Source organism: bacterium, assembly GCA_016716565.1.
Lineage (GTDB): Bacteria > Bacteroidota > Ignavibacteria > Ignavibacteriales > Ignavibacteriaceae > IGN2.
Genome location: JADJWC010000003.1, coordinates 476,603 through 492,349 on the forward strand (window position 1 = coordinate 476,603; position 15,747 = coordinate 492,349).

General features: G+C 36.0%; 14 protein-coding genes and 1 tRNA gene. 1 reads left to right on the forward strand and 14 read right to left on the reverse strand.

Going from position 1 to position 15,747, the window contains the following annotated elements; all coding sequences use genetic code 11:
• Nucleotides 1-2 precede the first annotated feature (2 nt).
• On the reverse strand, nucleotides 3-1,298 hold the full coding sequence (locus tag IPM14_14340; protein ID MBK9099267.1) for a cytochrome b N-terminal domain-containing protein: 1,296 nt from the start codon (nucleotides 1,296-1,298) through the stop codon (nucleotides 3-5).
• Between the two features lie 214 nt (nucleotides 1,299-1,512).
• Nucleotides 1,513-3,018 (reverse strand): arylsulfatase, encoded by a 1,506-nt coding sequence (locus tag IPM14_14345; GenBank protein MBK9099268.1) that lies wholly within the window; start codon nucleotides 3,016-3,018, stop codon nucleotides 1,513-1,515.
• Nucleotides 3,019-3,377: 359 nt separating this feature from the next.
• Here IPM14_14345 and IPM14_14350 point away from each other — a divergent pair, with 359 nt between their 5' ends.
• The gene (locus tag IPM14_14350; GenBank protein MBK9099269.1) at nucleotides 3,378-5,723 is read left to right on the forward strand and encodes a DUF748 domain-containing protein; all 2,346 of its coding nucleotides are present in this window, start codon (nucleotides 3,378-3,380) and stop codon (nucleotides 5,721-5,723) included.
• Nucleotides 5,724-5,733: 10 nt separating this feature from the next.
• Here the strand turns inward: IPM14_14350 and IPM14_14355 are convergent, their stop codons facing one another.
• The 12 genes from IPM14_14355 to IPM14_14410 all read right to left on the reverse strand — a co-directional run bounded on the left by IPM14_14355 (nucleotide 5,734) and on the right by IPM14_14410 (nucleotide 15,736).
• Nucleotides 5,734-5,973 (reverse strand): hypothetical protein, encoded by a 240-nt coding sequence (locus tag IPM14_14355; GenBank protein MBK9099270.1) that lies wholly within the window; start codon nucleotides 5,971-5,973, stop codon nucleotides 5,734-5,736.
• A gap of 199 nt (nucleotides 5,974-6,172) precedes the next feature.
• Nucleotides 6,173-7,627 carry a hypothetical protein gene (locus tag IPM14_14360; GenBank protein ID MBK9099271.1) on the reverse strand — a complete coding sequence of 485 codons (1,455 nt, stop codon included), beginning with the start codon at nucleotides 7,625-7,627 and terminating at the stop codon, nucleotides 6,173-6,175.
• Between the two features lie 34 nt (nucleotides 7,628-7,661).
• Entirely contained in the window at nucleotides 7,662-8,294 is a 633-nt protein-coding gene (locus tag IPM14_14365) for a hypothetical protein (GenBank protein MBK9099272.1), read from the reverse strand.
• A 205-nt stretch (nucleotides 8,295-8,499) separates the two neighbouring features.
• Nucleotides 8,500-9,342 carry a 3-deoxy-7-phosphoheptulonate synthase gene (gene aroF, locus IPM14_14370; protein MBK9099273.1) on the reverse strand — a complete coding sequence of 281 codons (843 nt, stop codon included), beginning with the start codon at nucleotides 9,340-9,342 and terminating at the stop codon, nucleotides 8,500-8,502.
• 150 nt (nucleotides 9,343-9,492) lie between these two features.
• Nucleotides 9,493-9,957, reverse strand: a complete 465-nt coding sequence (locus IPM14_14375) for a 6,7-dimethyl-8-ribityllumazine synthase (protein ID MBK9099274.1) — start codon at nucleotides 9,955-9,957, stop codon at nucleotides 9,493-9,495.
• 26 nt (nucleotides 9,958-9,983) lie between these two features.
• Nucleotides 9,984-11,207 (reverse strand): bifunctional 3,4-dihydroxy-2-butanone-4-phosphate synthase/GTP cyclohydrolase II, encoded by a 1,224-nt coding sequence (locus IPM14_14380; GenBank protein ID MBK9099275.1) that lies wholly within the window; start codon nucleotides 11,205-11,207, stop codon nucleotides 9,984-9,986.
• 12 nt (nucleotides 11,208-11,219) lie between these two features.
• Entirely contained in the window at nucleotides 11,220-11,864 is a 645-nt protein-coding gene (locus IPM14_14385) for a riboflavin synthase (GenBank protein MBK9099276.1), read from the reverse strand.
• Nucleotides 11,865-11,894: 30 nt separating this feature from the next.
• Nucleotides 11,895-12,974, reverse strand: a complete 1,080-nt coding sequence (gene ribD / locus IPM14_14390) for a bifunctional diaminohydroxyphosphoribosylaminopyrimidine deaminase/5-amino-6-(5-phosphoribosylamino)uracil reductase RibD (protein ID MBK9099277.1) — start codon at nucleotides 12,972-12,974, stop codon at nucleotides 11,895-11,897.
• 101 nt (nucleotides 12,975-13,075) lie between these two features.
• Nucleotides 13,076-13,165, reverse strand: a tRNA-Ser gene (locus tag IPM14_14395).
• Between the two features lie 63 nt (nucleotides 13,166-13,228).
• Nucleotides 13,229-14,107, reverse strand: a complete 879-nt coding sequence (locus IPM14_14400) for a metal ABC transporter permease (protein ID MBK9099278.1) — start codon at nucleotides 14,105-14,107, stop codon at nucleotides 13,229-13,231.
• Between the two features lie 5 nt (nucleotides 14,108-14,112).
• Nucleotides 14,113-14,868: a metal ABC transporter ATP-binding protein gene (locus IPM14_14405; protein ID MBK9099279.1), complete on the reverse strand. Its 756-nt coding sequence runs from the start codon at nucleotides 14,866-14,868 to the stop codon at nucleotides 14,113-14,115.
• A complete protein-coding gene (locus IPM14_14410) occupies nucleotides 14,861-15,736 on the reverse strand; it encodes a zinc ABC transporter substrate-binding protein (GenBank protein MBK9099280.1) in 876 nt (291 codons plus the stop codon). The genes IPM14_14405 and IPM14_14410 overlap by 8 nt, the downstream gene beginning before the upstream one ends.
• Nucleotides 15,737-15,747 lie beyond the last annotated feature (11 nt).

Genomic DNA, 15,747 nt, shown 5'->3' on the forward strand with positions numbered 1-15,747 from the left:
ATTTACAGATTCCACGGAAATGTTAATGCCATATCAACACCACGAAAAAATATTCCAATTAAAGTAAGGAAGATGAACGAAGTTGCTATAAATACAAACATGGTTTGTACAACTTCAAGATAAGATAAGTTAAATTTCTTTGTTACAAATTTATAGAATGACCATATTATCAACATGATGATTAGAAGAGGAATTATTCCATTGCTTATGAAAGGGTTTAATTGAGGTAAAAGAATTTCAAAGTCGGGAACGAATTCATTTATAATTATAAGTATCAAAGTTATTATTGAAGAACTAATTGCTGTAAACTTAGCTGCTTGTTTTGCATTTTCAGAATGAAACCAGTAACCGCTTGGTTCTTCCTTATAGTTAATAAATGGCAGTGCTGTTAGTAAAAAAATAATTGTCAGCGGAATCAGAAATGCAGCGACAAACGGATGAAAGTGTAAAAGCAATTCCTGTACGCCAGCAAAATACCACGGAGCTTTGGTCGGATTAAGACTAACATCAGGATTCGCTTTTGCAAGTAAAGGTGCATTTAGAAAAACAGAAAAAACAAGCACAATTGCTATCAGCGCTAAAGCAACAATGAATTCCTTGTAAACTAAATTCGGATATGTTGGTACAATTTCATTTACTTCATTTGATTTAGGAAGATAAACTCCACCGGCTTTTCTGACACGCCAGAAATGATAAGCCATCAGAAGAAGTAAAAGAATCGGAAGCACTGCGGTGTGAAAATTGTAAAAGATAATTAATGTATTTGCATTTACTTCGTCACCTGATAAAACAAATTGCCTGATACCTTCACCGATAACAGGAAAGTAATTTAACAGACTTGTTCCGACTGTTACTGCCCAGTATGCTAATTGATCCCATGGAAGCAAGTAACCTGTGAAGTTTGAAAAGATAATTAAAACGAAAAGTGCTAATCCAATAATCCAGTTGACTTTTCTTGAAGACTGAAATCCCCCAGTAAAAAAAACTCTGAGCAGATGAAGGAAAGCGATCATTACAAGAAACACTCCGCACCAATGATGAATATTTCTAATTAGTTGACCGAAGAGTACATTGTTTTGCAGATGTAAAATTGAGTCGTAAGCTTTTTGCGGGAAAGGTTCATAATAAAAGCGGAGCATTATTCCTGTGACAAACTGAATCACGATGAGCAGTGCTGCCATTCCACCCAAACCGAAAGTGCGATTGAATTCTATAGCATCTTTCTTAATTGATTGCGGATGCAGATGAAGAAGTATACCTGCGAATCTTTTGGGTTTGATGTTTTCAGAAGTTGGCACTAAATAATTGCGGAAAATAATTTTGAAAAATTTACACTGATAACTTACTGAAATAGAACAAACTATTTAATCTGGAAAAATTTTATGCAAATTGGTTTTATGTCGACAATCAGTCAGTCTTTTTCAATCGAATAATTAAATCTCTCAACTTTATCTAATTAATTAAAAAAAGCGTTGAAATACTTCAACGCCTTTATACAATAACTCAATATTTTTAATTCTGCGGTTTTGACTGCATACTTTCCAGTACTTTATCAATACCTAAAGACGATCCCATTACTGGTGGGAAATCTTTAAAAGTCGCAAGAAACTTTCCTGTAATTGTCTGTGCCGGAACGAACAACCACATATTATCCCCATACCATCTTGTATACAGAGCAGATTTCCATGAAACCTCAAAAGGATCAGCTCGTAAATTTATGACTAATGGCCAGGATGGAGTTTTACGAAATCCTTCATTGATTGAGCCTTCCATATAGGAAAAATGAAGTTTCCAGTTTTCGTATCTGATGGCATTTAAATTTCCACCAGCATCAAAATAAAAAATTTCTTTTCTTGGATCTTCTTTTACTTCACCTTTCCAGAATTGCATCTGGTTGTATCCATCTAAGTGTACTTTAAAAGTTTTTGCTCCAGCCTGATAACCGGAAAGTAGTCTTTCTTTTATGTCTGGAACACCGGCTGCCGCTAGTAATGTTGGCATCATATCTTCGTGAGAATAAATATTGTTGTCAATTGTTCCGGGTTTAATAACCCCGAGCCAGCGGATCACACACGGAACTCTGAATCCACCTTCCCAGGTAGACCCTTTCTCGCCTGCAAACGGTGTTGTTCCGCCATCAGGCCAGGTGAATTTTTCCGCACCATTATCAGTTGAATACATAATAATAGTATTGTCAATTATTCCAAGGTCTTCAAGTTTTTTAAGAACTACACCAATTGCTTTATCGTGTTCTACCATTCCATCAGGATAAAGTCCAATTCCTGTTACACCATCACTTTCAGGTTTTAGATGAGTCCAGACGTGCATACGAGTCGCACTCAACCAAACAAAAAATGGCTTTCCATCTTTATGAGCTTTTTCTATAAATGCGATTGCAGCGTTTGTAAACTCTTCATCGGCTGTTTCCATTCTTTTTCTGGTCATCGGTCCTGTGTCTTCAATTCTTCCATCAGAATATGAATGTAAAACTCCACGCGGTCCATATTTTTTGTGAAATTCAGGATCGTCAGGATAGTAATATGTTTCAGGTTCTTCTTCTGCGTTTAAGTGATATAGATTTCCATAAAACTCATCAAACCCGTGATTTGTTGGTAACATTTCATCTCTGTCCCCAAGATGGTTTTTCCCAAATTGACCTGAAGTATAACCAAGTGGTTTTAGTAGTTCCGCTATAGTTGGCTGATTATCCTTGATACCTTGTTCTGAGCCTGGCATACCAATGGTTAACAAACCAGTCCTGAAAGGATGCTGACCAAGAATAAAGGCTGCTCTACCGGCAGTACAGGATTGCTGTGCATACCAGTCGGTAAACATAGCACCTTCCTTAGCAATCCGGTCAATATTGGGTGTCTGATAACCCATCATTCCATGGCTGTAAGCACTTACATTTGACCAGCCAATATCATCACCCCAGATAACTAGAATGTTAGGTTTCTCCTGTGCAAACAAAGTTAGACTTGCACAGAAGAAAATTATTAACAAATAATTTTTGAGCATTATGATGCCTCCTTAATATGATTATGAATTGAGTTAATTATTGAAAACTTGGTTATAAAAAAAACAGAGCTGTTAAAACTACTTTGATCAGAAGCGAACCGAAACTAAAATTCTGAGGAAAGGAGGCATCCCTGATTTTAACAATGAAATTGTAATACAGACGATTTTCTTCTTAAAAATAAGACTATGTGATGATTATTTCAATTTTGAAATGGTATTAAAGATAGTTGAAGATTATCTATAAATGACTATTTGTAAGTAGCGTCCAACAACTTAATATTTTTGATAATATCTAAGGATAAGATTAGATTGTTAAATATATTCAATAAGAATATTCATTTTTGTTTAATTACATACTCATGAATAGTAAGAAAGAAAAAAAGTCACGCTTTTACAAGCTGATTAGAATTTTGGTCTATGTTGCATTTGCACTGGTGATCATTTATAGTATAGCAGGATTCTTTATCGTTCCTATGATCGTTAAAAGTGAAGCGGTTGATTATATAAAAGAGGAATTCAAACGCGATGTTGAAATCGAATCTGTTTCCTTCAATCCATTCTCCTTTACACTTTCAGTTGAGGGGTTTAAATTATTTGAGAAAGACAAAGAGGGGACGTTTTTGTCTTTTAAAGAATTCTTCATAAACATCAGTTTACTTCCATTACTGAGTAAGGAGGTTAACTTTGAAGAAATAAGATTAACCGAACCGGATGGAAATATTATCCGTTATAATGAAGAAGAATTTAACTTTTCGGATCTAATGAAGACATCAACTGAGCAGAATGTTGATTCTATAAAAACTGAAGACAATGTAGAACCTTGGGAGATTTTCATTCAGAAATTTGAATTGCAGAGACTTCATTTACTAATCACAGACAGAGCAGTAAGTCCTCCCGGAGAAACAAGGGTTGACAGCTTCAGTGTGGTCGTTACAAACCTAAGATTCAATTCATCAGATACATCTGATTTTTATTTGACATCAAATCTCAGACACGGCGGAAGCTTTTCTCTTAGCGGCAATTTCTCAATGACTCCACTAAAAGCAGATTTAAATTTTACTCTAAACCAAGCCAACTTGAAACCTTTAGCTCCATACCTGGCACAATTTACATATTTACGATTGGACGATGGGTTACTATCAATTGACGGAAACATCAAAATTGATGAACCTGATCCATCAGAAAAAATGGATATTTCTTTTACGACTAATACGAGCATCACAAATTTTGTTCTTTATGATACCAAACACGATGAAAGATTTCTTGAATGGAAAGAACTAAAAATTTCGGATATCAAGGGGAAGCTTAATCCAATGCAGGTTTCGATTAGCGAAGTGAATCTGCAAAATCTTTATACAAGAATTGCTATCGCTGAAGATAAAAGCATAAATTTGATTGAAGTGCTGAAAGAATCTCCGGTGCAAGTTGATTCCGGACAAACCTCTGATACACTTTTTATTAAATCTACTGATACTGAAAACGAGCAGATAGACTTTAAATATGACATTAGCAGTATAAAAATTGAAAACAGTGAAATGTATTTTTCTGATTTCAGTTTGCCCTTAAAATTTGCATCTAAAATACATCAACTGAATGGTTCGATAGATGGCTTCTCCAGTGAAAATCCGCTTGGAGCAGAAATAAAAATGGAAGGAACTGTTGATGAATATGGATACGCAAAAATTAATGGCAGAATGGATCCGTTTGATCCGATTGCATATTCAAACATAAAAATGAATTTCCACAATATTGAATTAACCAATCTCACTCCCTACACAGTAGAGTTTCTCGGATACGAGGTTGAAAGCGGAAAACTCTCTTTAGATATTGCATACAAGATCGACAAGGGCATGCTTACTTCATATAATAAAATATTTCTGAACAAATTCACTTTGGGTGATGAGTACGAAGGGCAGGAGGGATTAGGGCTTCCAATAAAACTGGCAATTGCACTACTAAAAGATGCTGATGGGAATATCGACCTGGATCTGGAAGTTGAAGGAGATTTAAATGATCCCGAAACTGATACCGGTGCATTAATCTGGTGGGCTGTTAAAAGAGTGCTTTCTACAATTGTTACGGCACCATTTCGTTTTCTAGGAGGTTTGCTCGGTATTGGCGGTGAAGAACTCGAGTCAGTTGATTTTGAAGTTGGCAAATCTGAATTACAAAATCACCAGTTCGAGAAAATGATAAACTTGTCAAAAATTATGGCTGAACGTCCAGGAATTGTGCTAGAGATTTATGGCGCGGTAGATACAATAACAGATGCACGGGCACTGCGTGAAGCAAAATTTGATAGCATTTATAATCAAAAATTAATGGGTGGAGGAAGTGATTCAACTTTAAAAAGGACGAATACCGACTACACCAAAGGACAGCAGATTCTTGAAGAGATGTTCGTCAAGGCTTACAACGATTCATTATTAAATCTTGTTAAAGTAAAACATTCTATTGATTCAGTTGAGTCCGGCGACCTGAGAAATTACCTTGAAGAACTTAAAGAGAAAATTGTTTCCGTTCAGCATGTCACTGAAATTGAATTCCAGATGCTGGCTACAGAAAGAGCTGAAGTTGTTAGAAATCATATGATGACAGTTCATCAGATACCCGCAGAAAGAATCGCAATCAAAGAAAATGAAATCTTTGAAGATGAAGATCGTAATTGGGTGAGATGCAGACTCGGAATAGGTTCTTTGGAATGAATCAAAAAAATCAGTTGCTTCTGGCAAACTCAACGTAAAAAGTCAATCCTTCAACTGCCTGATAATAATCACCAGCCAGAATATCACGGTCGGGAAGATAATTTAATGTGTAAGTTGAACCAGGATAATTAACATCTCTCAACTCAACAATAATTTTTATGTTACCGGAAATATGTTGCCAACTCGCTTTACCAACATTAATCGGATAGGGATTAAAGTATTTGGCGTCAAGAGTATTATCCTCATTCACTTTGGAAATTTGTAGTCGGTAATCTGAATCAGTCCTTAACCAATTACCGATAAGAATAGAGTTGTCTGTGTTTTTTGTTTTTAGTGATTTTTCTTTAGAAGATTGTTGGCACGAGGTAATTGTTATACAAATGAATATAATTAGTAAAATAAATTTGAAAGTGTGTTTAATTTTTTGCATTATTAAAATTTATTCTTTCCTAAAGCAGCTGAGTCACTCCAAAAAACAAATTAAAGTTGTTGTAGATTGCTTTACTTGTACCGCGTCTGTCAAATAAAACTAAATCATCAGGCTTGACCACTCCGGTTGGGAAATTAAATATCTGTGGAAAATCAGACCTTTGTCCGTGGCTATACTCAAATCCAACCCCAATCATTGTATCATCAAGAGTTGTTGAAGCGCCGAGTGTAAAATGATAAATGTCAAAATCCGTAAATCCAACAAACAAACCCTTAATATCTTTATAATTAGCATTACTGAAATCCGTTCTAATAGCTGCATAACCAGTAATTTTTTCATTCATTTTATGTTCAAAAGCTATACCCGCGTTAAAAATACTTTTCATTGAATCATACACTTTTAAAAGTTCCGCACTATCTCTTGGTCTGACAATAGCAGGATTATTCAGAATAAAATTACCGCTTTCCGGCTGCATCACAGCATAAGTAGAAATTGGAGCAAACCATTCTGCAGCAAAATGAATCAATGATTCATCTGATATTTTATATTCCATACCTGCTGCAATCGAAAAGGGAGTTTTATAGTGGACAGGCAAACCTTCCTGCCTGTCTGATGCAAGAATATCAATAGGGTTACCGGTTGTGGAATCTACAATAACGTTGTTCGAAGTGAGGCTCATATGATCAGTTCCACCGCTTGCCAATTTTATTGCTAGACTTGGGGTCGTGATTGTTGCACCTAATTTCAGGTCTTCCCATTCTACTGATATTCCAAACTTTCCGGAAAATCTGACTGCCCAATAGTCAATATCAATAAAGATGTCCGAAGTGGCTGATCGCTGATTAGAAGTATCATAGGCTGTATAAGATTCATATCGCTGCTTCGTTTGATCACGATAAGCACCTAATAAAGTAAATCCGATCCCAACATTGTCTGCAATCTTTTTTGAATAGCCAAATCCTACGCTTACTTCAGAGAGTAATGCATCAAGTTTTCCCTGGTTAATCAGATATTCATTACCTTCAAAATTATTTATTAGTCCAGGCTGAATTCTTGTTGGAATAACATCAGAATAACCCTCATATCTTTCAGATACCCTAACGTATGAATAGCCGTTGGCATAAATCATATAACTGAACCGGTTGAGAGAATCACCAATAAAAGGCAAAGGTCCGGCTAAAGAAGCAGGGTATAAAGAAACTCTTGTATATCTGGAATCAATTCCGGGTCCGCCGCCATTAATGAATGAAAAATCTTTAATTCCATACATATTAAAATTTACACTCATGCTTTTTTTACTTACAAAACTTAATGCCCCGGGATTGTAAAATGTTGCGCTGTAATCTCTAACTCCGCCAACAGCAATTCCGCCAAGCAATGCTGTTCTTCCACCAACTGCCTGATCCCAGAAATGACGGTCTTGTGCATTAGCAAATAAATTTAAAATAAATATTAATGCGATTATCTTTTTCATTAGGAAATAACTTTATAGAATTTTTATTTATAAACTATTTTCCAAGTCGAACGAAAATTCCTCCGGTAAAATCAGCTTGCAATAAAGTTGCCCAACTACTAACTCCTGCGCTGCATCCACCGCTGCCGCACCACATGCCCACACTATTAAAGTTAAGGGGAAGTAACATTCTTGCCTGCAATCGCAGTCCAACTCTGTCTGAAATATAAAACTTTCCACCGCCGCCAAAAGTAATCGAAAATCTCCACTCCTCACTAAAGTTTGAGTCAACCGGACTGAAAAGTGTTGCGCCTAAACTAAATGAAGTAAATGGAAATGCTTTCTGTGCTTTTGTTTGACGAAATTCATAAACAGCACCGGCCTGAAAATAATGGATGCCGACATCAAACAGAGGTTCGGTAAGTCCGTTGTATCTTTTTAATTCCATTGGAGTCTGCTGACCAATCCAGAATACCTCTGCTTGTACACCTCTTTCGACTTCGAAAGAAATACCTGCACCATAATTTGGATTGCTGTATATGTTCAATTGTCCTTGTGTTACCTGAACATCCGAAGCGACTTCGTAACCGCCAAAACCAAAAATTTCAGCTTGTGCAAAAGTGCTTGAAGAAACTGAAATTATAAATAAGCCGATGAAAAAAATACTTTTGTAATTTAGTGAAATCATTGAACCCTCATTTGTTAATTTTTTAGAATAACGATTGTTAATATAAATTTAATTTTTTTATGATTATTCATAAATGGGTACTTAGTCCCAAATCTAAGTACTCAGACATTCTCCGGGTCTGTTGGAATTAATTCTCAGATGGTGGTTAATCAGTGGTGAATCAACTTTGATTCGATTTGCCCGCTATATAATAAATGGTGTGCTTTTAACTAAATACGGTTGTCGAAGTTTTTTTACCTAAAAGATTTGCCAGTTCCGATAATTCTTTCATGAGCTTTTCGAATGAAGGTATATCAAGTGATTGTTGGCCATCCGAATATGAGGAAACCGGATCAGGGTGAACTTCAATCATTAATCCATCGGCACCAGCAGCAATAGCGGCTTTGCTTGCTGCAGGTACAAGACTACTTTTACCTGTGCTGTGAGATGGATCGACGATAACAGGAAGGTGTGTTAGTTCCTTTAAAGCCGGAACAGCAAGAATATCCAAAGTATTCCGGGTGTAGTTTTCAAAGGTTCTTATTCCTCGTTCACAAAGAATTACTTTTTCATTTCCAACTGATAAGATATACTCAGCTGCTAACAGAAATTCTTCGAGAGTAGCGCTCATATTTCTTTTAAGAATAACCGGCTTGTTCGTTTTTCCGACGGCTTTAAGTAATTCATAATTATCCATATTTCTTGAGCCAATTCTTAAAATGTCAGCTTCACTAGCCAGAGCATCGAGATGTTCTGTGCTTAATATTTCAGTTTCAAGCAGGAGATTCGTTTCAGCGTGAAGCTTCTTTAAAAGTTCAACTCCATCAATTCCATAACCTTGGTAAGTATATGGAGAGGTTCTGGGTTTAAATAGCGAACAGCGGAATGCTTTTGCACCTGCATACTCAACAGCTTTTGCAGTTTTTATGGCAATCTCTTCACTTTCGAGAGCACAAGGACCTGCAATGACAGTGAAGTGGCCTTCTCCAAAAAAAACTGAGCCTTCTTCTATAATTGTATTATGCTCTTTATTAATTTTCTGAACTTTTGTTTCTGCTAATCTTTTCATTAATAATTGATATTTCTTCAAATTCAACTAACAAAAATATAAAATACTTACATTAAGAACACATCTGATTAATAATTAGTTCTTTATACAAGCAGTTATACAGGGCAAAAACAGTGTGCGAATAAAGTAAGTGATTAGAGACACAAAACATCACAGCTGCTTAAACAAACTGACCATTTCTATTGCCGAAAGAGCTGCATCCCATCCCTTGTTACCAGCTTTTGTTCCAGCTCTTTCCAACGCTTGCTCAATATTATCAGTGGTTAGTACACCGAAAATAACCGGCAGATTTGATTCAAGTCCAACCTGAGCAACTCCTTTGGAAACTTCAGCGGCGATATAATCGAAATGAGGTGTTCCGCCGCGAATAACAGCACCTAGACAAATTACTGCATCATGCTTTTTTGAGTGAGCCATCTTTTTTGCAGCTAATGGAATTTCGTACGAGCCAGGTACCCACGCAATTGTTATATCCTCTTCCTTGCAATCATGTCTGATAAGACAATCCTTTGCACCGGAAAGCAGCTGTGAAGAAATCAATTCGTTAAATCTGCTTACTACTATTCCGAATTTCTTTCCTTTAGCGTTAAGTTTTCCTTCGATAATATTTGCCATTTTATCCTCTAAGTATTATTTAAATTTTATTCTGAATGAAGAAGATGACCTAATCTGTCACGTTTTGTTTTCAAATATTTTTCATTTACCGGGTTCGGTGGAATCTCAAGCGGTATTCTTTCGACAATTTCCAGATCATAGCCTTTCAAACCGATTACTTTTTTGGGATTGTTTGTCAACAGCCTGATTTTTTTCAATCCAAGGTCTTTGAGAATTTGCGCACCGGTTCCATAATCTCTCAAATCAGCTTTAAAGCCGAGTGCTTCATTTGCTTCGACAGTATCTTTGCCTTGTTCCTGGAGATGATAGGCGAGTAGCTTGTTGACCAGTCCAATTCCTCTTCCTTCCTGACGCATATAAAGAACAACACCTTTTCCTTCTCTCTCAACCATGCTCATTGCAGCAATTAATTGTTCGCCGCAATCACAGCGTCTTGAACCGAAAATATCTCCCGTTAAACATTCTGAATGGACTCTCACAAGCACAGGTTCACCGGTATTTATATCTCCTTTTACAAGTGCCATCGGGTTATCGAGAGAATCAAGCGTATTTTCATAAAGATGAAGCTTGAAAGAACCATATCTAGTAGGAAGATCAACAACAACTTTTTTCTGAATGAAATGTTCTCTCGCCATCCTGTATTCTATGAGATCAGCAATGGTGATAATTTTCAAATTATGCTTCTTTGCAAACTCCATCAGCTTCGGAACACGAGCCATTGTTCCGTCTTCTGCAAGAATTTCACAAAGAACTCCGACAGGATTTAGTCCTGCTAATTTTACAAGGTCAACTACAGCTTCGGTATGACCGGCACGTTTTAATACTCCACCTTTTTTTGCAATTAAAGGGAAAATATGTCCCGGCCGTCCGAAATCTTCAGGATTAACTTTAATATCTGCAGCACGATTTATTGTTATGGCTCTATCGTGTGTAGATATACCCGTTGTTGTTCCGTGCTTATAATCGATTGAAACTGAGAAGGGAGTACCGTGCAGTGCAGTATTGTTTTGAACCATCAAATCGAGTTCAAGTTCTTTTGCTTTTTCTTCGGTGATCGGCAAACAAAGAATTCCACGACCTTCTTTAGTAATAAAGTTAACGTCCTTTGGTTTGCATAATTCGGCAGCCATCACCAGATCGCCTTCATTCTCTCTATCAGGATCATCAACAACTATCAGCATTTTTCCTGCTTTGATATCTTCGATTCCCTCTTCAATAGTGTTGAAAACAAATTCGTTATTACTCTTCATTTTTCCTTTCATTTAATAGCCAAGCTGCTTTAACCAGCTTTCTGTTATGCTTGAATTTAGTTTAGCATCATTCCCAATTAATAATTTCTCAACGTACTTGGCTAAAATATCAATTTCAATATTTACTTCATCATTCACTTTTTTGTTTTTAAAGTTTGTATTCTGCCACGTATGTGGAATAACAGAGATTGCAATTTCATTTTTGTTCAATTCCGCAATGGTTAGACTTATACCATTTATAGCAATAGAACCTTCTTTGATTAAATACCTTTCCAGTTCCTGAGGAATTACAACTTTTACAAGATAATTTTCACCAAGCTTTTTAATTTCTGTAATGCTTCCGATGCCATTCACATGTCCTTGAACTAAATGACCACCAAGTCTATCACTCATCTTTAAAGATCTCTCAAGATTCACAAATGAATCGGCTTTTAGATTTTTAAATGTAGTTTTTTCCAGGGTTGCACCAACAGCATCTGCATAAAAAAATGGAATTTCTATATTTGTGGCTGTGAGGCAAACTCCATCGATGGAAACAGAATCATTGACTGTGAGATCTTCAATTATTTTACTCGATTTTATTTTAATTGAATAACCTCCCTGGATTGGGCTAATTCTCTCTATTTTGCCTATTTCCTCAACTATTCCGGTAAACATAAAGCAAAGTTAATTATTTTCAGTCGAAAACTAATCAGCGAATTTCCTGCCAAAAACTATCCTTATATCATTACCCAGTTTTGAAATTTCTTTGGTTTCAAGTGCTTTAGATTTACCCGATTCAAAAGCATTAATTCCGCGACTTAAAATTTTCGGACTTTGAAGTATTACAATCTCATCAAAAAGATTTTGATCTAAAAATTGTGTGAAAATCTTTTGTCCACCTTCCACAAGTAGGGAAGTAATTTTATTCTCAGCCAGACTTTTTAAAACTTGAATCAGTCTAATTTCTTTATTAGCTGATGATCGAATTTTAAATACTTTAGCTCCCAATTGTTCCAGCTGAAAAATTTTTTTTGAACTTGATGTTGACGAAGTGAAGATCCACGTTTTTTCAGGATCGGAAGAGTTAAAAATCTTTGATTTTACAGGAATACTCAGTTTTCCATCAATTACAACTCTGACCGGATTTCTTCCTTTAATTTCTCTTAATGTAAGAAGGGGATTATCAACTTTGATCGTATTTGCACCAACCAAAACCGCATCATACTCACCTCTTAGTTTGTGAACATATTTAATAGATTCTTTTCCTGTTAGCCAGGTTTGCTTGTTTTTTGATTCACTGATTTTCCCATCGATTGACTGCGCAATTTTTAAAGTGATGTATGGAATATTTTCAGACACATATTTGAAATAAAATTTATTTAAATCTTTACCTTCGTCTTCTGCAATCCCGGTGATGACTTCTATTCCTGCATCTTGTAATTGCTTGATGCCTTTCCCATTTACATTTTTATTAGGATCGAGATTGCTGATTACAACTTTTTTAATTTTTTTATTGATTACCAACGGAACACAGGGAGGAGTTTGCTTATTAGTGTGACAGCAAGGTTCGAGGTTACAATAAAGTGTTGAGCCAGCGATATCTTCAGTTGCATTTTGAATCGCATTTACTTCTGCATGAGCTATTCCGTACTTTTTATGCCAACCCTTTCCGATCACTTTACCGTTTTTTACAAGTACAGCACCGACAAGTGGATTCGGACTCACACTTCCTTGTGCTTTCCGGGCAAGACTAAAACACTTTTTTAAATAATATTTATCGTTCATGAGAAAATAAATCGAAAAGAATTTTATTGGAGCAAAATTTTAGCCTAAAAAATAATCCACCGATAAAAATAATAAAAGCTTCCATAAGGAAGCTTAAATTGCGGAGAGAGAGAGATTCGAACTCTCGGTACCAGTTTACCCAGTACGACGGTTTAGCAAACCGTTGCCTTCAGCCACTCGGCCATCTCTCCGAATCGTAATTCGCAGTGCAAAAATACTACTTTCAAGTTAATATTGAAACTTTTGCACTCATCTCATTTCTTGATTTTTTTAATCACAAAAACAATCAGAAATATAAGCAATGCCGCTACAACTGCTGTTGGACCGCTTGATATATCATACACAAATGCTACATAGATGGCAATCGGCGGAATGATTGATCCAATCAGAACCGAATAAATAAAAACACTTGTAATCCGCTTTGCCAGTAATAATGCAGTAGAAGCCGGAAGGATTAAAAATGCAAATGTGAAAACATCACCGACAAACCTCGTTGTCAATGAGATTCCGACTCCAACTATGAGATAAAAAATTAATAACCACAACCTGTCGTTTATTCCATGTGCAGAAGCAGTATCTGCATCGAATGTAACAAACTTGAGCTGCTTACTGAAAAGAGAGAAAATGAAAAAGATCATAATTAAAAGTATCAGCAGTGTAAAAAACTCATTCGCACCAATGAAGAGAATGTCACCTTTTAATATTGATTCTATTTCAGCAACTTCCGCAATAGGACTTTTTTGAATGAATATGATTCTTAATGCGATCGCTGCTACAAAAATTATCCCTAACAAACTATCCTGAGTTATGAACTTTTGACGACTACTCTGTGAAAAAATGATTACTGCAATTACAGCAAACAGTAATGAAAAAAATGTATGCTCAAAATGATGTAAGAAGGAATCGTCAATTACTTCGATACTAAATGCAGAAGCTAGCATTTGTTCAAGATTTAATAAGTGAAGAAATGAAAATGCAACGCCAGCAATAGCTGCCTGAGTTAATGCGGCTCCAAGGAAAACTACTCTCTGTGAAACAACAAAGACACCAAGGAAACTACAAATTATTCCTGCTGCAATACTTCCGAGTAATGCATAAGGGAATAGTTCAAAAAGAATATTGATTGTATCCAAATTATTTATTCACCATGCCTTGAAGAAATATAAAACTCTCCGTTTATTTTTTTCACCCGGATATCCGCTGAGTACGTCTGTGCAAGATTTTTTTCTGAAAGCATTTCCTCGATTGACCCACTTTGAAATTTACCGCTTTCAAACAGCATTAATTTTTTTACGAGGTTAGCAACATCACTCAATAGATGACTGACAAGAAGCACAGTAAGATTTCTATTTAAATGTAGATCCGATATTAAATTGAGTAAAGAGTAATGTGAAGGAGTATCCATTCCGTTCGTCGGTTCATCGAGAATCAAAACATCAGGTCGAACTGCAAGCGCTCGGGCAATTAGTGTTCTCTGTCGTTGTCCGCCGCTCAGACTGTTATAGTTATTATTTTTTAACTGAGCAATACCAACTTTTTCCATACACTCTTCAACTTTTTCTTCATCAGATTTCGATGGCTTCCTGAGCAGACCCATAAGTGAATATCTTCCCATCATAACAACGTCGTGCACTGTATAGGGCAACAATGGCTGAACAGTATCCCGCTGCGGAACATAACCAAATATTATATCTTTTTTCTCAATCACTCCTGACAGCGGTTTTATGTTTCCAAGTAATGTCTTTAAAAAAGTTGTTTTGCCGGAACCATTAGGTCCAACCAATCCAATGAAATCATTCTTCTCTATTTCAATATTAATATTTCTATGAATTACCTTTGTTCCGTAACCAATAGAAACGTCATCAAATTTTATTAGCGTACTATTTTTATCCATTTGCCGTCATTTGATTAATGATGTAATCCATCATTTCAATGTATGAGTTAACATTCTCTATTCCATAAACTTGTGTCGGAACTTTGATTACTTTCGCTCCGTTTGCTTTTGCAATTTGGTTTGGCGCATTGTCACTGTAAAAAACATCAGTCACTATCAACTTAATATCTTTTTGTTGAATTATCCGGATGATCTCAGCATTGTGTGACGGTGTTGGAGGAATACCCGGTTTTGGTTCAACATATCCTGCGATTTTTATTCCAAACCTGTCAGTAAAATATATCCATGAAGAATGGAAGAAAATCATTTCCTTTTGCTTTAACTGAGCCATTTTATTTTGCCATTCCGCTACTTTCTTATCCAGCTTTGACAGATAATTATCAAGATTTTTTTTGAAGTATGATCCATCGTTTGGTGATTGCTCTACTAATTCCTCATAAATTTTCTTTGCCATCAATTTTGCGTTCTCTGGATCAAGCCAGTAATGTGGATTCCCTTGCGGATGAACGTCTCCTTGACTGGCATCGATCTTTGTTGTGGGAATTTCTTTTGGAGCAATCGCATCAGACAAATAAACAATTTTAAGTGAAGAATTTCTGGAACCATCAACTAATTGGGGAGCCCACATTTCAAGCTGTAAACCAATTTGAAAAAATATATCAGCTTTTCTGAGTTTCATCATGTAGCTTGGGAGAATTTCAAGAAAGTGTACATCCTGATCCCCCCGTGAAATGTAATCAACTTCTACTTTATCCCCGCCGACATTTTTTACCAGATCATAAATAACAGTTGTTGTTGTTACAACTTTAATTTGTGCAAAGCTGCTGATTGAGAATATTAACAGAATTAGAATTATCTTATTAAACATTTTATTGCCTT